Genomic DNA, 25,637 nt, shown 5'->3' with positions numbered 1-25,637 from the left:
CTCACATCGTTCACGCCGCATCCTCCTCGGCATCGAGGCCGTAGGCGGTGTGAAGCACGCGCACGGCCAGTTCGGTATATTCCTCCGGGATCAGCACCGAGACCTTGATCTCCGAGGTGGTGATCGCGACGATGTTGATGCCGCGATCGGCGAGCGTCCTGAACAGGGTCGCGGCGATGCCGGCATTGGAGCGCATGCCGACGCCGACCGCACTGACTTTCACGACATTGGTGTCGGTCAGCATCTCGGCAAAGCCGATCGCACCCTTGAGCTTCTCCAGCTCGGCCGCCGCATGGGCGAGCGAGGCGGTCGGCACGGTGAAGGTGAGGTCGCTCGCCTCGCCCGCGCGCGGGATGTTCTGGACGATCATGTCGACATTGATGTTCGCCTCGGCGAGCGGCCCGAAAACGGCGGCGACGACGCCTGGCCGGTCCGGAATTCCGGTCAGCGTCACGCGCGCCTCGTTCTTGTCGTAGGCGATGCCGGTGATGACGTTGCGTTCCATGTCGCTTCCCTCGATTGCCTCGTCGCCGACGATCATCGTCCCCGGCCCGTCCTCGAACGAGGACAGGACCTGCAGAGGCATGTTGTAGCGCATCGCCAGCCCGACCGAGCGGGTCTGGAGCACCTTGGCGCCGACGCTCGCCAGCTCCAGCATCTCCTCATAGGTGACGAGGTCGAGCTTGCGGGCGCGCGGCACGATGCGCGGATCGGTGGTGTAGACGCCGTCCACGTCGGTGTAGATGTCGCAGCGGTCGGCCTGCATGGCGGCGGCGAGCGCGACCGCCGACGTGTCCGAGCCGCCCCGGCCGAACGTCGCCAGCGCGCCGTCGGTGGTGACGCCCTGGAAGCCCGGGATGACGGCGATGCCGCCGCCGTCGAAGACGCGCTCCAGCACGTCCACGTCAATTCCCTCGATCAGGGCGGCGGCGTGGCCGGAGGCGCGGATCGGGAGCTGCCAGCCCATATAGGAGCGGGCATTGAGGCCCATGCCCTGCAGCGTGATCGCGAGCAGGCCGCTCGTCACCTGCTCGCCCGAGGCCACCACCACGTCATATTCGCGCGGATCGTAGAGCGAGGCGGCCTCCCGGCAGAGCTGGACGAGCCGGTCCGTCTCGCCCGCCATCGCCGAGACGACGACGGCGACCTGGTTGCCCGCATCCGTCTCCGCCTTCACGCGCGCGGCGACATGGCGGATCCGCTCGATCCCCGCCATGGACGTGCCGCCGAACTTCATGACGATGCGGGCCATGGGACGCGCGCTTAGGGAGCGGACGACGCGATGGCAAGCGGCGCGGCTCTTTCCCCGGGGCGTTATGCATGCAAGGGTGACGGCAATGACCGCGACGACGATCGACCCCAGGGAAGCCGCCCATTTCGGCACGCTCGCCGCCGATTGGTGGGACCCGAAGGGCAGCTCGGCGATGCTGCACCGGCTCAATCCGGTGCGCCTCGCCTATCTGCGTGCGCGGATCGACGCCCATTGGGGGGTGGACGAGCATGATTTGAAACCGCTGGCGGGCAGGAGCGCGGTGGACGTCGGCTGCGGCGCCGGGCTGCTCGCCGAGCCGCTGGCCCGGCTGGGCGCGGCGGTGACGGCGCTGGACGCGGCGCCGGAGAATATCGCGGCGGCGCGGCTCCATGCCGAAGGCCAGGGCCTTGCCATCGACTATCGCGTCGGCGGGACGGAGGCGCTGGCCGGGCGCTACGACCTCGTCACATCGATGGAGGTGGTGGAGCATGTCGCGGACGTGCCGGCCTTCGTCGCGGGGCTGGCTGGCGCGCTGGTCGAGGGCGGCCTGCTCGTCATGTCCACGCCGAACCGCACCGCGCTCTCGCGGCTGGTGATGATCGGGATCGGCGAGGGACTGGGGCAAATCCCGAAAGGCACGCACGACTGGGGCAAATTCCTGACGCCGGACGAGCTGACCGCGCATCTCGCCGAAGCGGGGCTGGAGGTGACCGACGTGACCGGCCTCGGCTGGACTCCGACGCGGGGCTTCCAGCTCGGCGAGGACGTATCGCTCAACTATCTGCTGACGGCGCGGCGCGCAGAGGGATAAGTTGACAAAGTTTACAGGGTGAGGGGTGTTTCCGGCCGGCACCCGAGCCGGGCACGGCGGCACTTAACTTCAGCATCTTCACCCATATGCGCGACGGCATGGCCGAGAGAATTTTTCGCGCGAAACGGACGATTCAAAGAGCCGGCGAAGCGAGGCCGGAACCCCGATTCGGGGCGAGCGTGACAGAGCATTTCCTACATTGGAAGCGGGCGGGAGAGTTACTTTCGGCCCCAAGCAGACCTTCTCAGCGGCTCGTCGTGGAATAGGTCGCCGTTGCCAGCACCTGCACGCGGTCCAGTCTCTGGTTCGGCTGTCTCGCGCGACTGATTGCGATGGAGAAAGATTCGTTTTCGCGGTGTTGGAAAACTGTCGTTATCATGCCTTCTCTTGTGCTGTCTGAAATCTGCCGCCAGCGCATTCCAAAGGTTTCCGATGCGAGAATCGCCTCGATCGCTGGTTGCAGGTCCGTGTTTCCACCGCCGGTGATGTGACACATTGGAAGCTGATCGGAGACCACCAGAAAATACCCTGCATCTTCAGTCGAATTGACGTGCCAATAGTGATTCCCATGTCGGAGTTCCGTTGGTGGCAGGGATACTTCCGGTACATTCTCGACGAGACTCATCTCATTTCCGAGACCTACCGCGGCAATGAAAGGTTCGGCCCCATCCACCCAACTCGCTGGCTGGAGAACCCATTCTTCGCAGCCCCTCAACACTCCTGCAAAGCCACGTTCGACATCTGGTTGGGCCAGAGCGGGCGCAGCGGAAGTCAGCGCAGCTATCAAGAACAAGGCGACCTGTTGCATTATCAAAAGGTTATCGCAGCAATCGTTCGATTCCCAGTCATAACGGATATCTTCCTTACATGTCCGTCCCCTATTCCCGCGGCTCCCGGCTGAGCCGGGTCATCAGGATGGCGGCGCGCTGGGACTGGCGGACGAGGCTGTCGAGATCGAGCCATTCGTTCGGCGCGTGGGCGCCGCCGCCGGCCGCACCGAGACCGGCGAGCGTGTCAACGTCCGCCGCGACGAAACCGGAATCGGCGGCGCCGCGCCGGGCGGGGTCGAATTCCGGCATTTCCGGCAGGCCGAGATCGCGATTGACCCGATTGAGGCGGGCGAGGATCGCCCGATTGCCCTCGGTCGGCGCCATGGGGGGATAACCGTCGCCGGTGAAGACCAGCTCGGCCGAGGTCTGCGGCAGGTGCTGCGCGACGATCGCCTGCATCCGTTCGCGCGCCCGGGCGTCCTGCTCCGGCGTCAGGGTGCGAAGATCGCCGCGCGCGATCGCCCGTTCGGCGACGATGTTGGTCTTGCCCGAGGCGGCGACGCGGAAGCCGTCCGCGTCGATCTCGGCCGGCGTGCCGCCCGCCATGACGCCGACATTGTAGGTGAGATTGGCCTCCGGCAGCTCGCGCCGGAAGGCATCGAGGATGCGCGCCAGCTCGTAGATCGCGCCATAGCCGAGAGTGTCGGAGAAGACGCCCGAGGAATGGCCCGAGCGGCCGGTCGTGGTCAGCGTCCACGTCCCCGAGCTGCGCCGGGCGATGGTGGCGTGATCGACGCCGTTCTCGCGGGCCAGCCCTTCGAATTCAAGCGCCACGTCCGCCCAGCGCCCGGCCTCGATCAGATCGCGCCGGGCGACGTCCAGCGGCGCGCCGGGCCGCTCCTCGTCGCCGGTCAGCACGACCCGGATATCGGCGTCCCGCAAGGTGCCGGCCGCATGCATGGCGCGCAGGGCCGCGACGATCACCGCGATGCCGCCCTTGTCGTCGCCGATGCCGGGGCCGGTGGCGCGATTGCCCTCGCGGGTGAAGGTCTGGAACGGGCTGTCCGCCTCGAACACCGTGTCGAGATGGGCGATGAGGAGGAGGCGCTTGCCGCGTCCGTTGCCGCGATGATTGGCGACGATATGGCCGGCCCGGCCCGTCTCGCGCATGTCGAGCCATTCGACCGCGAAGCCCAGCGGCTCCAGCTCGGCGCGGACCATTTCGCCCACCTCCGCCACGCCCGCCAGATTGAGCGTGCCGCTGTTCACGTTCACCATCCGCTCCAGGAACCCGATCGTGCGCGCATGTTCCTGCGTCACCGTCTGCGCCATCCGGCGTTCGGCGCCGGTCAGCGAGGCGTGCGCGGCGGCTGGCACCCACAGCAACAGGGCGAGAAAGGCGATCGGCTTCATGCGGGGCTCCTGGCGGATGGCGGAGGCGGGAACCTAACGGAGGGGATGCGGGTCGGCTAGGGCTTGATCCACCGAGACGAAAAGGGAACAGGCATTTCAAGGCGGATGGATTGGCGAATTCTACGGCCGGACGGTGAATTCGTAGAACAGGCCGATGCCGCCGGAGAATTGATCGCGCGAGCCGAAGGTGCGGACCAGCGGGGAATCCGCCGCGTCGCCGATCAGCCGGTCATAGCCCGCATAGGCGTAGATTCCCCACTCGCGCGACAGGCGCCGGGTGAGCCCTGCCGAGGCGCCGATGGCGTAGAAACCGCCGCCGGGGCGGTATTCGGGCAGGCCGGTCGCCGTCGCGGCGGCGGGCGTGACGCCGAAATAGGCGCGATGATAGCCGCCGTCGGCGATCCGGGCGCGCGGGCCGATCGAGAAGATCATATTGTCATCGTCGCGGATCACGAAATCGGCGGAAATGTCGCCGACCCAGCCATCATGGCCGCCGATGCCGCGCCGCCCTTCGACACGCAGGCGCAGATTGGGCGTGACGAACGCCTGCGCGAAGCCGCCGGCCTCGACCGTGAAGCCGACCTCGCCGACCGGCGCGCCGACATCGCGATCGCGGCGCTTGTTCTGGAACTGCATGGCCGGACCGAAATCGAACGGGCTGTCGGACCCGAGCAGGCCGAAGCCCCAACCCTGGTCCGGCGCTTCGAACGCCATCGGCCGGCCCTCGCGGCGCAGACCGAGGATCGGCAACGGGAAGACATCGACGCCGTCCGCGCCGGGATATCCGGGAAAGACCTGCGCGCCGCCGCCGACCGTGACGATCCAGCCAGGCTTTTCCTCGTCACGATCCTGCGCCCAAGCGGGCCCGGCGAGGGCAAGCGGCAGGGCTGCGGCGGCGAACACGAGAACGCGACAGGAGCGAAACATCGTCATCGCGCCAGAACGGCCCGATGCGGACTTTGTTGCGCCGATGTGACGAGGATCATTCGAATTCCAGGATCACGGCATCGACGGCGAGGCTGTCGCCGGGCCTCGCCTGAACCGTCTTCACCGTCCCCGATTTCTCGGCGCGCAGGATATTCTCCATCTTCATCGCCTCGACCACGGCGAGCGGCTGGCCGGCCTCCACCGTGTCGCCCGCCGCGACATGCAAGGCGGTGAGCAGGCCGGGCATCGGGCAGATCAGGAACTTGGAGAGATCGGGCGGCACCTTCTCGATCATGTGGCGCGACAGCTCGGCGACATGCGCGGGCAGCACCTCGACCAGGTGGCTGGCGCCGTGGCTGGCGAGGCGCCATTTGCGCCCGGCGCGCGCGATCTGGACGATGTGCGGCCGGCCGTCGACCGCACCCTTGAAACGCAGCTCGCCCGGCTGCCAGCCGCCGAGAATCTCATGCGGGTGATCCTCGCCGGCGCGGTGGATCAGGGTCGCGCCCTCGGCAGGCTCGACGCGCAGGCGATGCTCGGTGCCGGCGATGCGGACGACCAGATCGTCCGGCGCGGCGACCGGATCGCCGAGCTGGCCGCCGATCGAGGCCGCGCGGCGGTCATTTTCATGGCCGACCAGGGCGGCGATGGCGGCGAGATCGGCGAGCAGCGCCTCGCCGGTCGGCGCACCGGCGAAGCCTTCGGGATATTCCTCGGCGATGAAGCCGGTGGTGATGTCACCCGAGCGGAAGCGCGGATGCTGCATCAAGGCGGAGAGGAAATCGATGTTGTGGCCGATGCCGTCGATGCGGAAGGCGTCGAGCGCGCGGACCTGCCGGTCGATCGCCGCCAGCCTCGTCGGCGCCCAGGTGACGAGCTTGGCGATCATCGGATCGTAGAACATCGAGACTTCGCCGCCCTCGGCGACGCCGTCGTCGACGCGGGTGCGCAGCTCCGGCCCGCGCCCTTCCTGCGGCGGCCGATAGCGGACCAGCCGACCGGTGGAGGGGAGGAAGCCGCGATAGGGGTCTTCGGCATAGACGCGGTTCTCTATCGCCCAGCCGGTGAGCGTCACATCGTCCTGGGTGAAGGCGAGCTTTTCCCCGGCGGCGACGCGGATCATCTGCTCGACCAGATCGAGGCCGGTAATCTCCTCGGTCACCGGATGCTCGACCTGGAGGCGGGTGTTCATCTCCAGGAAGTAGAAGCTTGTCCCCGTCGCGTCGGCGCCCGAGACGATCAGCTCGACCGTGCCGGCGCTGTAATAGCCCACGGCCCGGGCGAGCGCGACCGCCTGCTCGCCCATCGCCTTGCGCATCTCGGGGCTCACGAAGGGCGACGGCGCCTCCTCCACCACCTTCTGGTGGCGGCGCTGGATCGAGCATTCGCGCTCGCCAAGATAGACGATGTTGCCGTGCCGGTCGCCCAGCACCTGGATCTCGATATGGCGGGGGCTGAGGATGAACTTCTCGATGAAGACGCGATCGTCGCCAAAGCTGTTCAGGCCTTCGCGCTTCGTCGCCTCGAAGCCCTCGCGCACATCCTGCTCGGAATAAGCGAGGCGCATGCCCTTGCCGCCGCCGCCGGCGCTGGCCTTCATCATCACCGGATAGCCGATGTCGTTGGCGATCCTGACGGCCTCGTCCGTGTCGGCGATCTCGCCCAGATAGCCGGGGACGACATTGACGCCGGCCTGCTGGGCCAGCTTCTTCGATTCGATCTTGTCGCCCATCGCGGCGATGGCGTTCGGCGGCGGGCCGATGAAGGCGATGCCGGCCTCGGCCAGCGCCCTGGCGAAACTTTCGCGTTCGGACAGGAAGCCGTAGCCGGGATGGACGGCCTCCGCGCCGGTCGCGCGGCACGCCTCGATGATGAGGTCCGCCTTCAGATAGGATTCGGCGGCCGGCGGCGGGCCGAGCCGGACGCTTTCGTCCGCCATGAGCACATGCGGCGCGCGCGCATCGGCGTCCGAATAGACGGCGACCGTCTTGATGCCCATGCGCCGCGCCGTCTTGATGACGCGGCAGGCGATTTCACCGCGATTGGCGATCAGGATCTTGGAAAACATGGTCCCCCTATTCGACCTGGAGTGCGTGAAGCTGCGCGACACGCTGGCGGGTGAGATGGGCGCGGCAGGTGTTGTAGAGCAACGGCTCCATCGAGCCGCCGCGCGCCTGATAGCTTTCGACCGTGCAATGGGCATCGCGGAAGGTGATCCACGCCCGCTGCGCCTGCAGCAGCCGCGCCGCCGCGCCCTGCCGGTTGTCGGTCGTCCGGTTCGCCTGGTCCTGCGCGCGGGCATAAGCGAGCACGCCGGGCCAGGCGGCGTTGAGCTGCGCGTCCGACGCCGCGAACTCGAGCGCGGCGCAGCGATTCATGTCCGCCTGCGTCACCGGATTGCGGCAATCCGGCGCGGCCTGCGCGGCAGACAGGGCCGCAAGGGCATAAAGCAAGGACATCATCGGCCTTTTCCTTCCGCGTTCATTCCGCCGCCACCTGCGTGGGGGCTTCGGCGGCCATCGCCTTCAGCCCGAGCCTTGCGAACATCGCGACGTCATTGTCGTCGCCGGCATTGGGGGCGGTGAGCAATTTGTCGCCGGTGAAGATCGAATTGGCACCCGCCATGAAGCAGAGCGCCTGCGTGCTCTCGCTCATGCTCTCGCGCCCCGCCGACAGGCGCACCATGCTTCCGGGCATGCTGATCCGCGCCACCGCGACGGTACGGACGAATTCGATATCGTCGATCTTCGCAAGCGGCGTGTCGGCCAGCATGTCGCCCAGCACCGTGCCCTTGATGGGGACCAGGGCGTTGATCGGCACGCTGCCGGGATGTTCGGGCAGGGTCGCCAGGGCATGGAGGAAGCCGACCCGGTCCTCGCGCGTCTCGCCCATGCCGACGATCCCGCCGCAACACACGTTCATGCCGGAGGCGCGGACATGGTCCAGCGTCTCCAGCCGGTCCTCAAACACGCGGGTGGTGATGACCTCGTTATAACGTTCGGGCGCGGTGTCGATATTGTGGTTGTAATAATCGAGGCCGGCGGCGGCGAGCGTGCGGGCCTGCGTCTCGCTCAGCATGCCGAGCGTCATGCAGGTTTCCATGCCCATGGCGCGCACGGCCTTCACCATCTCGACGATGGCCGGCATGTCGCGGTCCCTGGGATTGCGCCAGGCGGCGCCCATGCAGAAGCGGGTCGAGCCGTGATCGCGCGCCTGCGCGGCGGCCTGCAGCACTTGCCGCACGTCCATCAGCTTGGTCGCCTTGACCCCGCTGTCGGCATGGACGGACTGCGAGCAATAGCCGCAATCCTCCGGGCAGCCGCCGGTCTTGATGCTGAGCAGGGTGGAGAGCTGCACCTCGTTCGGCGCGTGATGGGCGCGGTGGATTTGCTGCGCCTCGAAGACGAGGTCGAGGAGGGGGCGATCGAAGAGGGCGGTGATCTCCGCGCGCGTCCAGTCGGTGCGTGGGCCGGTCATACGATAACTCCCGCTCGCATCAGCAATCGCCTCTTTCTCCAGCCCGGAGCATGAGCGTGAAAACGCGCGAATCCTCGGACGCGGGCAGATACTCGATTCTGCAACCCGTTTGACCAAGATCCCAATAGGCAAAGAATGTCCGATCCGTGACCGCCTGATCGGGGGCGACAGCCGTGCCGATGCGCATGATGAGCTCAGGTCGGGAGAACCGCTCGGTGACGGCTACCCTGAACGAGCACCCCTGTCTCCCCGACGCGGTTTCGAGCGTGAAATATCGCTCGCCCTCTCTCCACTGCCGAGTTCCCGGAGCCACGTCCGTCGATCTTTCGAACCCCATGTCTAGCGTCTCAACCGCATGATCGAATGCGGAGGGGTCGGGGAAGGTCTCGATACACGCGGCCCTGAACAGCTCCAGCGCGTTATCCAACGGCATCGGCACAATCCGGATCAGCTGCGGTCGCGTAATCCGCACCGGTTCGGAAGAGATCGCCTGACTTGCCCAAGCACCATGCGAAAAGGGAGACACGAGAGCAGCGATCGCGAGGGCGCTCGCGAGCAATCTCATGCGTTTCGGGCATGTCATTGCGCGGCCTCCTCTACGTCTTCCGGCGGCATGTTGTGGCCGAGCAGCTTCAGCACCTCGCCCGCCGCGTCGACCAGGTTGGTGCCGGGGCCGAAGATCGCCTGCACCCCGGCGTCGCGCAGGAACTGATAGTCCTGCGTCGGGATGACGCCGCCGGCGACGACCTTGATGTCGGCGCGGCCGGCATCCTTCAGATGGCCGATCAGCTCGGGGATCAGCGTCTTGTGACCCGCCGCGAGGCTGGAGGCACCGACCACGTCAACGCCCTTCTCGATCGCCAGCTCGGCGGCTTCCCTGGGCGTCTGGAAGAGCGGGCCGGGGACGATCTCGAAGCCGAGATCGCCGAAGGCGGAGCTGACCAGATTGGCGCCGCGATCGTGGCCGTCCTGCCCCATCTTGGCGACCAGCATCCTGGGCTTGCGGCCCATCCGCTTGCCGATGGACTCGACCCCCTCGGTAAGCCGCGCCCAGCGGCGGTCGTCCCGGTAGGCGCCGCCATAGATGCCGGAGACGGGGGTCGGGTTGGTGCCGTAGCGGCCGAACGCATCCTCCATCGCCGAACTGATCTCGCCCAAAGTGGCGCGGGCGCGGGCACAATCGACGGCGAGGGCGAGGAGGTTGCCCTTGCCGCTCGCACCCTCGCGCAGCGCGGCCAGCGCGGCCTGGCAGGCGGCTTCGTCGCGCCCGGCCTTGACCCGGTTGATGCGGGCGATCTGCGCCTCGCGCACGGCGTGATTGTCGACGTCGAGGATGTCGAGCTCCTCCTCGCCGTCCTTGCGATATTTGTTGACGCCGACGATCACGTCCTCGCCCCGGTCCACCCGGGCGGCGCGGGCGGCGCTCGCTTCCTCGATCATCGCCTTGGGCCAGCCGGCCGCCACGGCCTTCGCCATGCCGCCTTCGGCCTCGACCCGATCGATGATCTCCCACGCCTTGTCGACGAGGCTCTGCGTCAGCGCCTCGACATAGTAAGACCCGCCCAGCGGATCGACGACGTTGCACATGCCCGTCTCCTCCTGGATGACGAGCTGGGTGTTGCGCGCGATGCGGGCGGAGAAATCGGTGGGCAGCGCCACCGCCTCGTCGAGGCTGTTGGTGTGCAGGGACTGGGTCCCGCCCAGCATCGCCGCCATCGCCTCGATCGTGGTGCGGATCACATTGTTGTAGGGGTCCTGCTCGGTCAGCGACACGCCCGAGGTCTGGCAATGGGTGCGCAGCATCTTGCTCCGCTCGTCCTTCGCGCCCAGCTGCGTCATCACCCGGTGCCAGAGTATGCGCGCGGCGCGCAGCTTCGCGACCTCCATGAAGAAGTTCATGCCGATCGCGAAGAAGAAGCTGAGGCGGCCCGCGAACCTGTCGATGTCGAGGCCGGAGGCCATCGCCGCCAGCGCATATTCGCGGCCGTCGGCGATGGTGAAGGCGAGCTCCTGCACCTGCGTCGCCCCGGCCTCCTGCATGTGATAGCCGGAGATCGAGATCGAATTGAACTTCGGCATGTGGGCCGAGGTATAGGCGATGATGTCGCTGACGATCCGCATCGAGGGCTCGGGCGGGTAGATATAGGTGTTGCGGACCATGAACTCCTTCAGGATGTCGTTCTGGATCGTGCCGTCCAGCTTCTCCCGAGGGACGCCCTGCTCCTCGCCCGCGACGATGAAGAAGGCGAGGATCGGGATGACCGCCCCGTTCATCGTCATCGAGACGCTCATCCGGTCGAGCGGGATGCCGTCGAACAGGATCTTCATGTCCTCGACGCTGTCGATCGCCACGCCCGCCTTGCCGACATCGCCGACGACGCGGGGGTGATCGGAATCATAGCCGCGATGGGTGGCGAGATCGAAGGCCACCGAAAGCCCCTTCTGCCCGGCGGCGAGGTTGCGCCGGTAGAAGGCGTTGCTCTCCTCGGCGGTGGAAAAGCCGGCATATTGGCGGATCGTCCAGGGACGCCCGGCATACATGGAGGCGCGCACCCCGCGCGTGAACGGGGCGAAGCCGGGGAGGCCGGGGTCGAGGTCGGCCGTGTCGTCCGCCGTGTAGAGCGGCTTCACGTCGATGCCCTCGGGCGTATGCCAGACGAGATCGCGGCCCTTCACCTCCTTGGCGGCAAGGGCTTCCCAATCGGCGGGGGTGGGTTTCTTGTCGGTCATGCCGCCATCCTCCCTCCCCCTTGACGGGGGAGGGTTGCGCAGACTTGGGTCGCGCCTTTTTGCGCGGCCCTAGTCGAAGCTGGGAGAGGGTGAGGCGGGCGCACTTGCGCCCGTGCGCTCGCGCCGCGAGCGCCCCCCTCTCCAACCTCCGCTAGGCGGCACGCCGCCAAGCTGCGGTATCCTCCCCCGCAAGGGGGGAGGGGATCAGTGATTACCACGCGGCGTCTCCATGATCTCGGTCAGCACCCCGCCCATATCCTTCGGGTGGAGGAAGAAGATCGGCGTCCCGTGCGCGCCCGTCCGCGTCGGGCCGAGGATGCGGGCGCCCTTGCCCTCGAACCAGGCCCGCGCCGCTTCGATGTCCGGCACCTCGAAGCAGACATGATGCTGCCCGCCCTGCGGATTCTTCTCCAGGAACTTCACGATCGGCGAGTCCGCGCCCAGCGGCTCGATCAGCTCGATCTGGCTGTTCGGCGTGTCGATGAAGCAGACCTTCACACCCTGCTCGGGCAGATCGAACGGTTCGCGCACCACCTCCGCGCCCATCAGGTCGCGATAGGTGGCGATCGATTGCGCGATCGAGGGGGTGGCCACGCCTACATGATTCAGACGGCCGAGCTTCATACTCTCGCCCTGCGACATACGAATTCGGAAACCTCGGTCGAGATGGAACCCGGCAATAGTGCGCTCATCTCCCCTAGGTTCGGGCTATCGGCTTCAGCTTCAGCCAAAGTGTCCCCTTCACCGAGATAACGGAAGGTCATCGCATCACAGTCAATTTCACGACGGGCAAAACTGGTGCCAGACGGACCATCTCTCCGGGTCAGAGCTTCGAGATTTCCGTTCTCCATTCGGGACCAACTCACCAATCTGTAAGAGGCTCTAGGGTCCGATGGCACAGGCACTGCCTCACCTTCCGGAACGGTCACGGTTTCGCTGATTGCACTGTCTAGGAGGGCATTGGCGTCATAGACCACACCGTCATCGGATTGCCCGCCACATCCACACAGGCTCATAATGGCGATGCCTGCGACAAAAGCTGCGCGCTGGTTTTTCATCTGATTTCCCCTCGAATATGCACGATGCCGCTAAAGCGGAATATTATCATGCTTCTTCCACGGGTTCTCTAACTGCTTATCCCGCAGCTTCCTCAATCCCAGCGCGATCCGCCGTCGGGTGGAGTGCGGCATGATGACCTCGTCGATGAAGCCCTTGCTCGCCGCCACGAAGGGATTGGCGAAGCGTTCCTCATATTCCGCCGTGCGCGCGGCGATCTTCTCGGGGTCGCCGATGTCCTTGCGGAAGATGATCTCGACCGCGCCCTTGGCGCCCATCACGGCGATCTCGGCGGTGGGCCAGGCATAGTTGAGGTCGCCGCGCAGGTGCTTGGACGCCATCACGTCATAGGCGCCGCCATAGGCCTTGCGGGTGATGACGGTGATCTTCGGCACGGTCGCCTCGGCATAGGCGAAGAGCAGCTTCGCGCCGTTCTTGATGATGCCGTCATGCTCCTGCGCGACGCCGGGGAGGAAGCCGGGGACGTCGACGAAGGTCACGATCGGAATCTCGAAGGCGTCGCAGAAGCGGACGAAGCGGCCGGCCTTCTTGGACGATTTAATGTCGAGCACGCCGGCCAGCACCATCGGCTGGTTGGCGACGATGCCCACCGTGCGCCCCTCGATCCGGCCGAAGCCGGTGACGATGTTGGCGGCATGGGTCGGCTGCACCTCGAAGAAATCGCCGTCGTCGACGGTCTTCGCGATCAGCTCGTGCATGTCGTAGGGCTTGTTGGCGCTGTCCGGGATCAGGGTGTCGAGGCTGTCCTCGATCCGGTCCCAGGGATCGTCGCAAGGCCGCTCGGGCAGATCGTGCCGGTTGGAGAGCGGCAGGAAATCGAAGAAGTCGCGGGTGGCGAGCAAGGCGTCGATGTCGTTCTCGAACGCCACGTCGGCGACGCCGGACTTGGTGGTGTGCGTGACGGCGCCGCCCAACTCCTCCTGCGTCACCACCTCGTTGGTGACGGTCTTCACCACGTCCGGGCCGGTGACGAACATGTAGGATGAGTCCTTCACCATGAAGATGAAGTCGGTCATCGCCGGGCTGTATACCGCGCCGCCCGCGCAGGGGCCCATGATGAGGGAAATCTGCGGCACGACGCCGGAGGCGAGCACGTTGCGCTGGAACACCTCGGCATAGCCGCCCAATGACGCGACACCCTCCTGAATGCGGGCGCCGCCGCTGTCGTTCAGGCCGATCACGGGCGCGCCGACCTTCAGCGCCATGTCCATGATCTTGCAGATCTTCTGCGCGTGGCGCTCGGACAGCGAGCCGCCGAACACGGTGAAATCCTGCGCGAAGACATAGACAAGGCGGCCGTTGATTGTGCCCGAGCCGGTGACGACGCCGTCGCCCGGCACCTTCTGCTCCGCCATGCCGAAGTCGACGCAGTTGTGCTCGACATACATGTCATATTCTTCGAAGCTGCCCGGATCGAGCAGCACACTCAGCCGCTCGCGCGCGGTCAGCCGCCCCTTGGCGTGCTGCGCCGCGATGCGCTTTTCGCCGCCACCCATGCGCGCCTGCTCGCGGCGGCGCTCCAGTTCTTCGATCGTCGTAGCCATGGGCATGGTGAAAGACCTTGCCGCGACAAAGGTCAAGCGCGTGTGGCGGGGCTATTTGTAGAAGCCCTCGCGCAGATTGATGCCGTGCTCGACCCAGGCCTTCATCGCGCACAGCATCTGCGCCCAGCCCTGGCAGTTGCCATAACTGCCCTGCAGGCCGCGCTCGGTCTGCCGCCAGCCTTCCTCGGCGATGGTGACGAAGGTGCGCTCGTCGCCCTTCGGCTCGAAGGTCATCGTCACCGTCGTCTGATAGCCGGACGGGGCTTCCGCCGGGGCATCGCTCACCCCGTCAGGCGGCGGGCCCTCATAGGCCTCCCATTTCAGCACGATCCTGCGGTCGGGCACGACCTCGACCACCTCGACGGGAAACGCGCCGGGAAAATCGGCGAAATCCCATATCACGGTCGCGCCCGGCTCGATCCGGCCCTTGGCACCGCCGGTGGTGAAATAGCGCGACAGCGTGTCCGGATTGGCCACCGCCTCGAACACCTCGTGGACGGGCCGGGCGATGAAGCCGCTGATCCTGAACCTGAGATCCATGGCGATTCTCCTTGATCGCCGCGCTTATATGTTATAAAGCTATAACATGTCAATCGAGGCGCGGAACGACCGGATTTTCAAGGCGCTGTCGGCGGCCACGCGGCGCTCGATCCTCGATCTGCTCAAGGACGATCCGCAGACCACCGGCACGCTGTGCGCGTCGTTCCCGGACCTCGACCGCTGCACGGTGATGCAGCATCTGAAGGTGCTGGAAGAGGCGGAGCTGGTGATCGCCGAGCGCCGGGGGCGGGAGCGGTGGAATCACCTCAATCCGCTCCCGATCAAGCACATCCACGACCGCTGGATCGGCCCCTATGCGGCCCGCGCCGTCGGCCTGCTCGACCGGCTGAAAAACGATCTCGAGCGGGCCTAGCGCCCGTCGAAGCTCGGCGGGCGCTTCTGCAGGAATGCGATGACGCCCTGCCTGAAATCCTCGGATCGCCCAGCGTCGCGCTGGGCGATCCGCTCGGCGCCGAGCGCCTCGGTCAGCGTCCGCTGCTCGGCCTCGCGAGCGAGGCGGCGGAGCAGGCCGTAGGCAACGGTGGGGCCTTGCGCGAGGCGCGCGGCAAGCGCGGCGCCCTCGGCGGCGAGCTCCTCGTCCGGCACGACGCGGCTGATCAGACCCCATTCGGCGGCCTTGGCGGCCGGGATGCGCTCGCCCAGCATCATCATCTCCATGGCCCGCGCCCGGCCGGCCAGGCGGGGCAGCAGCCAGGTCGCGCCGGCATCGGGGATGAGGCCGATATTGATGAAGGCCTGGAGGAAATAGGCGGACTCGCCCGCGATCACGATATCGGCGGCGAGCGCGAGGCTGCATCCCGCCCCGGCCGCCGGCCCGTTCACCGCCGCGACGATGGGCAGCGGGCAGGCGAACAGGGCCTCGACCAAAGGATTGAAATGCGCCTCCAGCGCCGCGCCGACATCGTCGGGCAGGCCGCCGCCCGAAGCGAGATCGGCGCCGCTCGAAAAGCCCCGCCCCGCCCCGGTCAGCAGCAGACAGCGTGCGCCGGCTTCCGGCAGGCTCTCCACCGCCGCACGGATCTCGTCGAGCATCGCGGACGTAAGCGCGTTCAGGCTGTCGGGCCGGTTCAGCGTCAGCGTCGCGACACGATCGGCGCCGATCTCCAGCCTGATCTGTGCGTAGCTCATTCGCTCTCCACCGTCTCGACCGGCGCATGGAGGCGCAGCCGCGTCACCCGGCGCGTGTCGGCGTCCGTCACCTCCAGCCGCCAACCGCTCGGATGATCCAGCACCTCGCCGGGCCGGGGGATGCCGCCGGCGAGCAGCGAGGCCAGACCGCCCAAGGTCTCGACATCCTCTTCGGTCACGCCGAGCCGGGCGTCGATCACCTGCGCGACATCCTCCAGCTCGGCCCGGCCGTCCGCGTCCCAAACGCCGTCGTCGAGCGGGATGAGCTGGCCGGGCAATTCCTCGTCATGCTCGTCCTCGATATCGCCGACGATCTCCTCGACCACATCCTCGATGGTGAGCAGCCCTTCCGTGCCGCCGAATTCGTCGACGACGATGGCGAGATGGACCCGGCCCGCGCGCATCCGGGCGAGCAGATCGAGCATCCCCATCGATTCCGGCACGTAGAGCGGCGCGCGCATCAGCATGCGGATGTCCGCCGGCGGCGCCTTGTCCGACATGTGATAGGAGAAGACGTCCTTGATATGGACCATGCCGATCACGGTATCGAGGCTGCCTTCGTAGACCGGCAGCCGGCTGTGCTCGGCCTCGCGGAGCGCCTCGACCAGATCGGTAAAGGAGATGGTGCTGGGCACGGCGACGATCTCGCCGCGCGGGACGGCGACGTCGCCGGCCGTCTTGTCGCCGAAATGGAGGATGTTGCGAAGCATCAGCCGCTCGGCATCGCTGAGATCGCCGACCCGCGGCGCCTCGCCCTCGCGGCTCTCGATCGCCTCCTCGATCTGGTCGCGAAGCGTCGCCTCGCCATTCCCGAACAGGAACGCCCTCAGGCCGCTCCAGAATGTCCGTTCCTCCTGCCGAACGCCGGGACTGTCGTCTTCCATGGGGTTTAAGGTTGCACCTCGTATTGTTGACGAAATCTCATGAATAGGGGTCGGCGATGCCGATCGAGGCGAGCGCGCGCCGCTCGGCCGCCTCCATCTCCTCGGCGTCCGCATCGCTCGTTTCGTGATCGTAACCTAGCAGATGGAGCATGCCGTGCACCATCAGATGCGCGGCATGATCGGCGACCGGGATCGCCTTGTCGGCGGCCTCCGCCGCGCAGACGCCATGCGCCAGCACGATATCGCCGAGCAGGGGCGCCTGAGCGAGTTCGTCCTCCTCCGCCATCGGGAAGGAGAGGACGTTGGTCGGCTTGTCCTTGCCGCGCCATTCGGCGTTCAGGGCATGGACTTCGGCATTGGAGGTGAACTTGACCGAAACCTCCGCCTCGCTGTCGGCGAGCGCGGCGTGGCGGCTGGAGAGGATCGCGGCATGGACGGACCGGCCGGCGAGCGCCGGCCAGTCGGTGCTAGAGTCCCAGTCCTCGGACATGTCGGCTTCGACGAGGATCGTCATGCCTTGCCCTCATAAGCCTCGACGATCTTGCCGACCAGCGGGTGGCGGACCACGTCGCCGGGGCCGAAGCGGATCGTGGCGATCTTGTCGATCCCCTCCAGCTTGGCGACCGCGTCGGCGAGGCCGGACTTGCCGACATCGGGCAGATCCACCTGCTGCGGATCGCCGCAGATCACCATGCGGCTGCGCATGCCGAAACGGGTGAGGAACATCTTCATCTGCTGCGGCGTGGTGTTCTGCGCCTCGTCGAGGATGATGAAGGCGTCGGAGAGCGTGCGGCCGCGCATGAAGGCGATCGGCGCGATCTCGATCTCGCCGGACGCGATGCGCCGCTCGACCTGCTCGGTCGGCAGCATGTCATAGAGCGCGTCGTAGAGCGGGCGGAGATAGGGATCGACCTTCTCCTTCATGTCGCCGGGCAGGAAGCCGAGCCGCTCGCCGGCTTCGACGGCCGGACGCGACAGGATCAGGCGATCCACCGAGCCGCCGATGAGCTGCTGCACCGCCTGCGCGACGGCGAGATAGGTCTTGCCGGTGCCCGCCGGGCCCAATGCGAAGATCATCTCGTCGCGGGCCAGCGCCTCCATATAGACGGCCTGCGTCTTGGAGCGCGGGACGATCGTCTTCTTGCGGGTGCGGATCATCACCTTGGGCGGATCGGCCACGTCCGGCGCGACGATCCCCTCCAGCGTCGGCTGGCCCGACATGGCGATGATCGCGTTGACCAATTCGGCGTCGATGTCCTGGCCCTCGTCGAGCCGGTTGTAGAGACCGAGCAGCACCTCGCGCGCGCGGGCCGCCGCCTCGGGCTCGCCCTCGATCTGCACCTTGGTCCCGCGCGCGGCGATATAGACGCCGAGCCGGTCCTCGATCGCCACCAGGTTGCGGTCGAACTCGCCGAACAGGGGGCCGAGCAGATGCGCCTGCTCGAACTCGATCTCGACCCGGGCGCGGGGGCCGGCAGAGGTTTCGGTTTTCTTGTTCTGCGCCATCAGGCCGCTTCTTTCACAAGCTCGGCGCCGGCCAGGCTGTTGGGGCCGGCGGAGCGCAATTCGACTTCAACGATGTCGCCGATCTTCGCGGCGGTTTCGAGATGGACCGATTGCAGCCACGGCGTCTTGCCGACGCGCTGGCCGGGGCGGCGGCCGGGGCGCTCGAGCAGCACCTGTGTGCGTTTGCCCACGCTGGCCTGATTGAAGGCGAGCTGGTGCGCGTTCAGAAGTGCCTGGAGCCGCTGCAGCCGCTCATCCATGACCTCATGTGCCACCTGGCCATCCATATCCGCGGCCGGGGTGCCCGGTCGAGGCGAATATTTGAAGGAATAGGCCTGGGCGTAGCGCACCTCCTCGACCAGCTTCAGCGTCTCCGCGAACTCGGCGTCGGTCTCGCCGGGGAAGCCGACGATGAAGTCGCCGGACAGCGCGATGTCCGGGCGCGCGGCGCGGACGCGATCGAGGATCTCCAGATAGGATGCCGTCGTGTGGCTGCGGTTCATCGCCTTCAGCACCCGGTCGCTCCCCGCCTGCACCGGCAGATGGAGGAACGGCATCAGCTTCTCGACATCGCGATGCGCGGCGATCAGGCCGTCGGTCATGTCGCCCGGATGACTGGTCGTGTAGCGGATGCGCGCTACCTGCGGGATCGCCGCGATCGCCTCGATCAGGTCGTGCAGGCCGTTGCCGCCGTCCGCCCAGGCATTGACGTTCTGCCCCAGCAAGGTGAGCTCGCGCGCGCCGGCATCGGCCAGCGCCTTCGCTTCGTCGAGGATCGCGGCGAAGGGCCGGCTGACCTCCGCGCCGCGCGTATAGGGCACGACGCAATAGGTGCAGAACTTGTCGCAGCCTTCCTGCACGGTGAGGAAGGCCGACGGCGCGACCTTGCGCCGGGCGGGCAGCGCGCCGAACTTGGAGGCGGCCGGCATGTCCGTGTCGAGCGCCAGTCCCTCGCCCCGCGCCGCCTTCGCGACCAGAGCGGGCAGGTTGTGATAGGCCTGCGGGCCGACCACCACGTCCACTTTCGCGCGGCGCGCGATCTCCGCGCCCTCCGCCTGCGCGACGCAGCCGGCGACGGCGATCATCGGCGCTCCGCTCTCGCGGCGCCTGAGCCGGCCGATCTCGGAATAGACCTTCTCGGTCGCTTTCTCGCGGATATGGCAGGTGTTGAGCACGACCAGATCGGCGTCCGCGCCCTCCGGCACCGGAGCATAGCCATCGGCGGCAAGCGCTTCGGCCATCCGCTCCCCGTCATAGACGTTCATCTGGCAGCCGTAGGACTTGACCGCGAAGGTGCGGGATTCGGGCTTGGTCATCGCCGGGCCTATAAGGGATCGGGCGCGGCCACGGAAGCGCCGAGCGCCGCGACCACCGCCGCATGGGCTTGCGCCGCCAGCGCCTTGCGGTCCCCCGCCTCGGCCGGATCGATCGGATCGAGAAAGCGCAGGGTGACCGGGATCGGCTCTTTGCGCGACAGCATCCGCTTCGCATTGGCTCCGGCGGGCTCGTCGCCGATCCAGGCGATCTCCGCTTCGTGAAGATGATAGTCGATCGCCACGGGCTGCACCTTGACTCCCGGCAACGGCGGATAGAGCGAGGCGAGCAGGCTAGGGCGGAAAGGCAGCACGCCGCGCCCGCCCTCGGTCGTGCCTTCCGGAAACAGCGCCACCGCCAGCCCCTCGGCCAGGCCTGCGCGCACCGCGTCGGCCTGCCCCTTCACCGCGCCGCGTTCGGCGCGGGCGACATAGATGGTACGGTTCAGTCCGGCGAGCCAGCCCACCACCGGCCAGCGCGACAGCTCCTCCATCGCGACGAAGGACAATTCGGTCGCGCCACCCAGCGCGAGGATGTCGAGCCAGCTTTCGTGATTGGCGACGAACAGGACGTTACTGCCGAGCGGCCTGCCCTCGATCCGGACGCGCAGCCCGGCGCGGCGACCGGCATGGCCGAGGAAGCGGCGCGGCCAGCCCGAGCCGCCGGTGGCGAGCCGCGCGAGATAATGGGCGGGCACGCAGGCGAGCAGGCCGGCGGCGATGCCGGCCGTGCGCCATGCGATGCGCAGCGGCTTAGTTGTCGCGGGAGAGGGCGACGCCGTAGAGCTCCATGCGGTGATCGACCAGCCGGAAGCCGAGCCTGGCGGCGATGCGCCGTTGCAATTCCTCCAGCTCCTCGTCGACGAACTCGACGACATTGCCGGTCTCGACATCGATCAGATGGTCGTGATGGGTCTCGGCGGCGGCCTCGTAGCGGGCGCGGCCGTCGCCGAAATCGTGGCGCTCCAGGATGCCCGCCTCCTCGAACAGGCGCACCGTGCGGTAGACGGTGGCGATCGAGATGCCGGGATCGATCGCGGCGGAACGCGCGTGCAGCGCCTCCACGTCGGGATGGTCCTCGGCCTCGGACAGGACCTTGGCGATCACCTTGCGTTGCTCGGTCAGGCGCAGGCCCTTTTCGGCGCACAGCGTCTCTACGTCGATATTTCGGGTCATGACACCGATTCTAGAGCAGAATGACGCGGCACGCAAAGCCCGCGCGCGACATATGGAAATGCGCCGCCTCGCAAGCGAAGCGGCGCATTTGCTGAACGGAAAACCAGTCTATTTGCGCGGCGCGCGCTTGCGCTTGGTGCCCAGACCGATCTTCTTGGCCAGCGTCCGGCGCTGCTCAGCATAATTCGGCGCGACCATCGGATAGTCGGCGGCAAGACCCCATTTCTGCCGATAATCTTCCGGAGTCATGTTGTAGTGCGTCATCAGATGCCGCTTCAGCATCTTCAGCTTCTTGCCGTCCTCGAGACAGACGATGTAGTCGGGCTTGATCGACGCGCGGATCGAGACCTTCGGCTCTGGCCGCGGTGCCGGCTCGTCCTTGCCGCTGCCCAGCGTGCTGAGCGCGCCATGGACGTTATTGATCAGCAACGGAAGGTCGGAGACCGCCACGCTGTTGTTGCTGACATGCGCCGACACGATATCGGCGGTGAGGGTGATCAACGTCTCCCCGAAATTGTCCTGATTTTCCATGATGAGGCACCAACTTTCCTATAGCCAGAGGGGTCTGTCATTGGCCGTGACAGACTTGTCAGGAATAAGTCCTTTGACGTCATGGTGACAAGTGACAATGTTGTTAAAATGCAGAAATGCCCGCAGTGTCGCCGATCGACTTGGCGAAGGTGAGCGCATCGAAATTTTGCCCGTCCGGCCCTTCATAGTAATTCGGCCGGCGGCCGACCAATTCGAAGCCGGCGTTCCGATACAAGATCACGGCGGAATTGCCGTCGCGCACCTCAAGATGAACGCGCGCGGCGCCCCGCGCGCGCGCGGCCGCTTCGAACCGGGCGAGCAAAGTGCGGCCCACGCTCCGGCGTTGCGCCGCCCGGCACACGGCCAGCAGCAGCAATTCGGCTTCATCCGCGGCGATCCGGGCGAGCGCGAAACCGACCATGCCGTCCTCGCCGCCGGCCAGCGTCAGCCAGACTCCGGGCATCGACATCAACCCGGCGCATTGCGACGCTGTCCAGGCCTCGCCGAAACGCGGCTCGAAACTGTCGTCCATTACCGTCATCACCGCCGGCAGATCGGCGAGGCCGCCTTCGCTGAACCGGATGGCGGCCATGCTCATCTCATCGTCCCTTCGACGCCGCACTGGACGGGCTTCGCATCGGGCGCGCGGCCGTAGATCGGACGCGGCGGGAGGTCGCGCAGATGCGCCGGCAGCAAGGCGGCGTCGGCGGCACGGGGCAAGGCATCGCGCCATTCGCCCCGGCCCCGCGCCGCGACCAGCGCCTCGGCACCGGAGCCGACGACGGGATCGGCATCGATCGCCGACGCGGCGGCTTCCGGCGCGAGAGAGCGGAGTTCATCCAAAGGCGCGATCGGATCACCGCCATAGCTTTGCACGAAAAGCTCGCCATGTCCCCCTTGAAGCGCCACCGCCACGGGGACCGCGCCGGACGCGGCGGCGAGCAGCGCCATCGCGCTGTAGCCGCTCATCGGCACGCCCCAGCCGATGGCGAGGCCGTGGGCGGCGGCGAGTCCGACGCGCACGCCGGTGAAGCTGCCCGGCCCGCAATCGACCAGGATCGCGTCCGGCCGGCGGCCATCCAGCAGATCGGCGATCATCGGCATCAGCCGCTCGGCATGGCCGCGCCCGACCAATTCGTGCCTTTCGCCGATCAGGCCGCCGTCGTCGCCGAGCAAAGCCGCCGAGCAGGCCGCCGTCGCGCTGTCGATCACCAGCAACATTTACGCATACGCCCCATCGCCCCTTCGTCACCCGCGCGCGCGCGCAAGTCCAGAGGGAGTTTGCGCCGGCTTGAAGGCGGAAGGGTCAGACGGCCTCGACCGTCTCCACCTCGGGCACATAATGTTTGAGCAGGCTTTCGATGCCGTTCTTGAGCGTCATCGTCGAGGAGGGGCAGCCCGAGCAGGCGCCGTGCAGCGCGAGATAGACCGTACCCTCGCGAAAGCCGCGATAGACGATGTCGCCGCCGTCCTTCGCCACCGCCGGGCGGACCCGGGTGTCGATCAGCTCGCGAATCTGGGCGACCACTTCGGCATCGGCGGGATCGTCGTCGATCTCCGGCTCGGGCGCGACCGCGATGCCCGCCGCGCTGCCGGCGCGGAACAGGGGGGCGTCGCTGGCGAAATGATCGAGCAGCACTTCGAGCACCTGCGGCTTCAGCTGGCGCCATTCGACGCCCGGCGCCGCCGTCACCGACACGAAATCGCGCCCGAAGAACACGCCTTCCACCTCGCCGGTCGAGAAAATCGCCTCGGCGAGCGGCGAGGCCTCGGCATCCTCCGGCGTCGCGAAATCCCGGGTGCCATGGTCCATCACGGCCCGGCCGGGCATGAATTTGAGCGTCGCCGGATTGGGCGTGGTTTCGGTCTGGATCAGCATGGGAGCGATGTGGGCGGTGCCGCGTCTCTGATCAAGATCAGAAATCCGGCTTGTCGTAGTGCGACGGCGGCTGGATCACCTCCATCCGTTCGGCGAGCAGGGGACGGAAGCTGGGGCGGGACTTCATCACCGCATACCAGTCCGCCGTCTGCTTGTGGCCGCGCCAATCGACCCCGCCCAGATAATCGGCGACCGAAAGCTGCGCGGCGGCGGCGAGATCGGCCAGCGTCAGGGCCGGGCCGGCCAGCCAGCGGCGGTGATCGAGCAGATAGTCGATATAATCCAGATGCGCGTTGCAGGCGGTCATCGCCTTGCGCAATTCGCTTGTGTCCGGCGAGGCGCGATGGATCAGCCGCTTGTGCATCCGCTCGCGCATCAGCGGTTCGACCACCTCGCGGTGCATCCGCCCGTCGAACCAGGCGACCAGGCGGCGGATCTCGGCGCGATCCTTGGCGGTGCCGGGGATCATCGGCGCCTTATCGACCGTTTCCTCGAAATAGTCGCAGATCGCGCCGGAATCGATCAGCGCGATGCCCTTGCCCGCCTCGACCAGCACCGGCGTCTCGCCGGCCGGGTTGAGATCGGAAAATTCGTCGTCCTGCTCCCAGGGCGAGACGCGCACCAGCTCGTGCGCGACGCCCTTTTCGGCCAGCAGGAGCCGGACCTTGCGCGAATAGGGACATAGAGGGAATTGATAGAGCTGCCACATGATCGCGGCAGACCTTTAATGGGCCTCGCGCGCCAGTCCACCGCTCATTTGCGGTCGGGGCTCAATCCTCGAAAGGATCGTCGTCATCCTCGTAATAAGGACCGCGCGGATCGCCGCGGCGGGCGCGATACTCTCCGATCGCGGCGGCGATGCCGTTTTCGGCCTCGCGCAGCGAGCGACGCAGAGCGGGCGCGGCCGCGGCGAGCGAATCCATCATCGCGCCGAGCCGCGCCGTGCCGCCGTAGAGCGCGCCGCGCCAGCGCCGGTCGAAATCGGGATCGCGGCTGCGCCCCAGCGCGCCGAGCGAGCGGCCAGGCAGGCCATAGCCGGGATGGCGCGCATAGGGATCGGCGGCATCGACGATCGGACCGACATCGACATCGAGCAAGACGCCGACCATCCGATCGATCGCCGGCGCCATCGCGGCGACATCGCGCGACGAGGGCAAGAGCCGGGCGGAATCCTCGTCGTCGGCGGGGTGAGCAGCGGCGGGGGAGACCGCGAGAAGGGCGGCGATGCAAGCGGCCAGCGGCTTGTGCATGACATTCTCCTCGATACGCGGACGGGCGCGCCGACACGAGCGGCACGCCGGATATAGCGTATCTGTCGCAAAATCTCCATGACCTTGGCCTGAACGGCGCAGGGAGGTTGCCAGCGAGCCGGGCGCTGCTAAGACCTTCGACGAACCGGAAAAACGGGCCCTTCCCATGACCTTCCTGCAATTGCTGATCATCGCCATCGTCCAGGGCGTGACCGAATTCCTGCCCATCTCGTCTTCCGGTCACCTGATCCTCATTCCCCAATTCACGCACATGCCGGATCAGGGGCCGCTGATCGACGTGGCGGTCCATGTCGGTTCCCTGCTCGCCATCATCCTGTTCTTCTTCCGCGAGGTGATCGGGCTGGCGCGCGGCGGCCTGTCGACGGTGGGCATCGGCCAGGCGCCCGCGCAGCGCCGGCTGTTCTGGTGGATCGTGATCGGCACCATTCCGGCGGTGCTGCTCGGTTATTTCCTGAAGCAGGGCGGCTATCTCGACACGTTCCGCTCGACCACTTTGGTCGGCATCAACCTCATCGCCTACGGCCTGCTGCTCGGCCTCGCCGACCGGATCGGGCCGCGCCACAAGCGCTATGAGGATATGAGCCTCAAGGACGCGATCCTGGTCGGCCTCGCCCAGGCGCTCGCTTTGATCCCGGGCACCAGCCGCTCCGGCGTCACGATGACGGCGGCGCGCTTCCTGGGCTATGAGCGGGTCGAGGCGGCGCGCTTCTCCTTCCTGCTTTCCATCCCCGCCGTCGCCGGCGCCGGCACGCTCGCCATGCTCGATCTCGCCGACGCCACCGCTCAGATGCAGCGGGACGCGCTGATCGCCGGCGCGATGACCTTCGTCGCCGCCTTCGCCACCATGGCCTTCCTGATGCGCTTCCTGCGCCACGCATCGATGCTGGTCTTCGTGGTCTATCGGGTGGCGCTGGGCGCGGCGCTGCTCGCCTTTTTCTGACGCCGCATTATTGACACGTTTGTCAGTGTAAGGTGCTGGCATGCCCTCCGCAGCCGCGCCCGCCCATGTCCATCCGCTCGCCATCGCGCCCGGCGACATCGATTTCATGGGCCACGTCAACAATGCGGTCTATCTCAAATGGGTGCAGGAAGCCGTGGTCGCCTATTGGCGGAAGGTCGCGCCGGCCGAGGCGGTCGCACAGCATCTGTGGGTCGCGATCAAGCACGAGATCACCTATCGCCGCCCCGCCTTCCTCGACGACGCGATCGCGGCGGTGGTGATGGCGGAAGGCGTGCGCGGAGCGCGCACCTTCTTCAGCACCCTGATCCAGCGCGGCGACGAGGTGCTCGCCGAGGTGAAATCCTCCTGGTGCTGTCTCGATGCCGCGACCCTGCGCCCGGCGCGGCTCGCCCGCGACGTCGTGCGCCGCTTCCTGCCGGAATAACG

At 67.1% G+C, this 25,637-nt stretch carries 30 protein-coding genes; 4 read left to right on the top strand and 26 right to left on the bottom strand.

The genetic code is table 11. The features are described from left to right. Positions 1 to 10: 10 nt before the first annotated feature. Positions 11 to 1,252: an aspartate kinase gene (locus tag KF780_04800; GenBank protein ID MBX3561113.1), complete on the bottom strand. Its 1,242-nt coding sequence runs from the start codon at positions 1,250 to 1,252 to the stop codon at positions 11 to 13. An 85-nt stretch (positions 1,253 to 1,337) separates the two neighbouring features. On the opposite strand from KF780_04800, the gene ubiG reads away from it, so the two are divergent. After that, complete coding sequence (gene ubiG / locus KF780_04795; GenBank protein MBX3561112.1) at positions 1,338 to 2,063, top strand: bifunctional 2-polyprenyl-6-hydroxyphenol methylase/3-demethylubiquinol 3-O-methyltransferase UbiG; 726 nt, start codon at positions 1,338 to 1,340, stop codon at positions 2,061 to 2,063. A 244-nt stretch (positions 2,064 to 2,307) separates the two neighbouring features. Here ubiG and KF780_04790 read toward each other — a convergent pair whose 3' ends face one another. From KF780_04790 to KF780_04735, 12 genes are all read right to left on the bottom strand, one after another. Next, positions 2,308 to 2,871, bottom strand: a complete 564-nt coding sequence (locus KF780_04790; GenBank protein MBX3561111.1) for a hypothetical protein — start codon at positions 2,869 to 2,871, stop codon at positions 2,308 to 2,310. 70 nt (positions 2,872 to 2,941) lie between these two features. Beyond that, entirely contained in the window at positions 2,942 to 4,246 is a 1,305-nt protein-coding gene (locus KF780_04785) for a M20/M25/M40 family metallo-hydrolase (GenBank protein ID MBX3561110.1), read from the bottom strand. 120 nt (positions 4,247 to 4,366) lie between these two features. Then, on the bottom strand, positions 4,367 to 5,179 hold the full coding sequence (locus tag KF780_04780; GenBank protein MBX3561109.1) for a MipA/OmpV family protein: 813 nt from the start codon (positions 5,177 to 5,179) through the stop codon (positions 4,367 to 4,369). 49 nt (positions 5,180 to 5,228) lie between these two features. Further along, entirely contained in the window at positions 5,229 to 7,241 is a 2,013-nt protein-coding gene (locus KF780_04775) for an acetyl/propionyl/methylcrotonyl-CoA carboxylase subunit alpha (GenBank protein MBX3561108.1), read from the bottom strand. A 7-nt stretch (positions 7,242 to 7,248) separates the two neighbouring features. Further along, positions 7,249 to 7,635, bottom strand: a complete 387-nt coding sequence (locus KF780_04770; protein MBX3561107.1) for a DUF1311 domain-containing protein — start codon at positions 7,633 to 7,635, stop codon at positions 7,249 to 7,251. Positions 7,636 to 7,654: 19 nt separating this feature from the next. Beyond that, positions 7,655 to 8,650, bottom strand: coding sequence for a biotin synthase BioB (bioB, locus tag KF780_04765; protein MBX3561106.1), 996 nt, complete (start codon positions 8,648 to 8,650; stop codon positions 7,655 to 7,657). 19 nt (positions 8,651 to 8,669) lie between these two features. Then, positions 8,670 to 9,215, bottom strand: coding sequence for a hypothetical protein (locus KF780_04760; GenBank protein MBX3561105.1), 546 nt, complete (start codon positions 9,213 to 9,215; stop codon positions 8,670 to 8,672). A gap of 14 nt (positions 9,216 to 9,229) precedes the next feature. Next, a complete protein-coding gene (gene scpA / locus KF780_04755) occupies positions 9,230 to 11,380 on the bottom strand; it encodes a methylmalonyl-CoA mutase (GenBank protein ID MBX3561104.1) in 2,151 nt (716 codons plus the stop codon). 204 nt (positions 11,381 to 11,584) lie between these two features. Further along, entirely contained in the window at positions 11,585 to 12,004 is a 420-nt protein-coding gene (mce, locus tag KF780_04750) for a methylmalonyl-CoA epimerase (protein ID MBX3561103.1), read from the bottom strand. After that, positions 12,001 to 12,438, bottom strand: a complete 438-nt coding sequence (locus KF780_04745; GenBank protein MBX3561102.1) for a hypothetical protein — start codon at positions 12,436 to 12,438, stop codon at positions 12,001 to 12,003. Before KF780_04745 ends, mce begins: the two co-directional genes overlap by 4 nt. Before the next feature lie 30 nt (positions 12,439 to 12,468). Beyond that, positions 12,469 to 14,001 carry an acyl-CoA carboxylase subunit beta gene (locus tag KF780_04740; GenBank protein MBX3561101.1) on the bottom strand — a complete coding sequence of 511 codons (1,533 nt, stop codon included), beginning with the start codon at positions 13,999 to 14,001 and terminating at the stop codon, positions 12,469 to 12,471. Between the two features lie 51 nt (positions 14,002 to 14,052). Further along, a complete protein-coding gene (locus KF780_04735) occupies positions 14,053 to 14,541 on the bottom strand; it encodes an SRPBCC domain-containing protein (GenBank protein MBX3561100.1) in 489 nt (162 codons plus the stop codon). A gap of 46 nt (positions 14,542 to 14,587) precedes the next feature. Between KF780_04735 and KF780_04730 the strand changes: the two genes are divergently transcribed. Then, complete coding sequence (locus KF780_04730) at positions 14,588 to 14,914, top strand: helix-turn-helix transcriptional regulator (protein ID MBX3561099.1); 327 nt, start codon at positions 14,588 to 14,590, stop codon at positions 14,912 to 14,914. Here the strand turns inward: KF780_04730 and KF780_04725 are convergent. The 13 genes from KF780_04725 to KF780_04665 all read right to left on the bottom strand — a co-directional run bounded on the left by KF780_04725 (position 14,911) and on the right by KF780_04665 (position 24,229). After that, positions 14,911 to 15,690: an enoyl-CoA hydratase/isomerase family protein gene (locus KF780_04725; GenBank protein ID MBX3561098.1), complete on the bottom strand. Its 780-nt coding sequence runs from the start codon at positions 15,688 to 15,690 to the stop codon at positions 14,911 to 14,913. The genes KF780_04730 and KF780_04725 overlap by 4 nt on opposite strands. Beyond that, on the bottom strand, positions 15,687 to 16,574 hold the full coding sequence (locus KF780_04720; GenBank protein ID MBX3561097.1) for an HlyC/CorC family transporter: 888 nt from the start codon (positions 16,572 to 16,574) through the stop codon (positions 15,687 to 15,689). The genes KF780_04725 and KF780_04720 overlap by 4 nt, the downstream gene beginning before the upstream one ends. 37 nt (positions 16,575 to 16,611) lie before the next feature. After that, entirely contained in the window at positions 16,612 to 17,064 is a 453-nt protein-coding gene (gene ybeY / locus KF780_04715; protein ID MBX3561096.1) for an rRNA maturation RNase YbeY, read from the bottom strand. A 20-nt stretch (positions 17,065 to 17,084) separates the two neighbouring features. Beyond that, complete coding sequence (locus KF780_04710) at positions 17,085 to 18,080, bottom strand: PhoH family protein (protein MBX3561095.1); 996 nt, start codon at positions 18,078 to 18,080, stop codon at positions 17,085 to 17,087. Beyond that, the gene (gene miaB / locus KF780_04705) at positions 18,080 to 19,408 is read right to left on the bottom strand and encodes a tRNA (N6-isopentenyl adenosine(37)-C2)-methylthiotransferase MiaB (protein ID MBX3561094.1); all 1,329 of its coding nucleotides are present in this window, start codon (positions 19,406 to 19,408) and stop codon (positions 18,080 to 18,082) included. Before miaB ends, KF780_04710 begins: the two co-directional genes overlap by 1 nt. Beyond that, a complete protein-coding gene (locus KF780_04700; protein MBX3561093.1) occupies positions 19,405 to 20,142 on the bottom strand; it encodes a 1-acyl-sn-glycerol-3-phosphate acyltransferase in 738 nt (245 codons plus the stop codon). Before KF780_04700 ends, miaB begins: the two co-directional genes overlap by 4 nt. A 4-nt stretch (positions 20,143 to 20,146) precedes the next feature. Continuing rightward, a complete protein-coding gene (locus KF780_04695) occupies positions 20,147 to 20,569 on the bottom strand; it encodes a transcriptional repressor (protein ID MBX3561092.1) in 423 nt (140 codons plus the stop codon). Between the two features lie 108 nt (positions 20,570 to 20,677). Continuing rightward, positions 20,678 to 21,100: a MucR family transcriptional regulator gene (locus tag KF780_04690; GenBank protein ID MBX3561091.1), complete on the bottom strand. Its 423-nt coding sequence runs from the start codon at positions 21,098 to 21,100 to the stop codon at positions 20,678 to 20,680. A 103-nt stretch (positions 21,101 to 21,203) separates the two neighbouring features. Further along, complete coding sequence (locus KF780_04685; GenBank protein MBX3561090.1) at positions 21,204 to 21,698, bottom strand: GNAT family N-acetyltransferase; 495 nt, start codon at positions 21,696 to 21,698, stop codon at positions 21,204 to 21,206. Continuing rightward, on the bottom strand, positions 21,695 to 22,321 hold the full coding sequence (tsaB, locus tag KF780_04680; protein ID MBX3561089.1) for a tRNA (adenosine(37)-N6)-threonylcarbamoyltransferase complex dimerization subunit type 1 TsaB: 627 nt from the start codon (positions 22,319 to 22,321) through the stop codon (positions 21,695 to 21,697). The genes KF780_04685 and tsaB overlap by 4 nt, the downstream gene beginning before the upstream one ends. Before the next feature lie 85 nt (positions 22,322 to 22,406). Next, a complete protein-coding gene (locus KF780_04675) occupies positions 22,407 to 22,979 on the bottom strand; it encodes a NifU family protein (protein MBX3561088.1) in 573 nt (190 codons plus the stop codon). Between the two features lie 37 nt (positions 22,980 to 23,016). Further along, positions 23,017 to 23,688 carry a glutathione S-transferase family protein gene (locus tag KF780_04670; protein MBX3561087.1) on the bottom strand — a complete coding sequence of 224 codons (672 nt, stop codon included), beginning with the start codon at positions 23,686 to 23,688 and terminating at the stop codon, positions 23,017 to 23,019. Between the two features lie 61 nt (positions 23,689 to 23,749). Further along, complete coding sequence (locus KF780_04665; GenBank protein MBX3561086.1) at positions 23,750 to 24,229, bottom strand: hypothetical protein; 480 nt, start codon at positions 24,227 to 24,229, stop codon at positions 23,750 to 23,752. A 166-nt stretch (positions 24,230 to 24,395) separates the two neighbouring features. Here KF780_04665 and KF780_04660 point away from each other — a divergent pair, with 166 nt between their 5' ends. Then, positions 24,396 to 25,190, top strand: a complete 795-nt coding sequence (locus KF780_04660) for an undecaprenyl-diphosphate phosphatase (protein ID MBX3561085.1) — start codon at positions 24,396 to 24,398, stop codon at positions 25,188 to 25,190. Positions 25,191 to 25,230: 40 nt separating this feature from the next. Further along, a complete protein-coding gene (locus KF780_04655; protein MBX3561084.1) occupies positions 25,231 to 25,635 on the top strand; it encodes an acyl-CoA thioesterase in 405 nt (134 codons plus the stop codon). The last annotated feature ends 2 nt before the right edge of the window (positions 25,636 to 25,637 follow it).

It is taken from the genome of Sphingomonas sp. (assembly GCA_019635535.1).
Classification (GTDB): Bacteria; Pseudomonadota; Alphaproteobacteria; order Sphingomonadales; family Sphingomonadaceae; genus Allosphingosinicella.
This window is presented reverse-complemented; position numbering and strand designations above follow the sequence as displayed.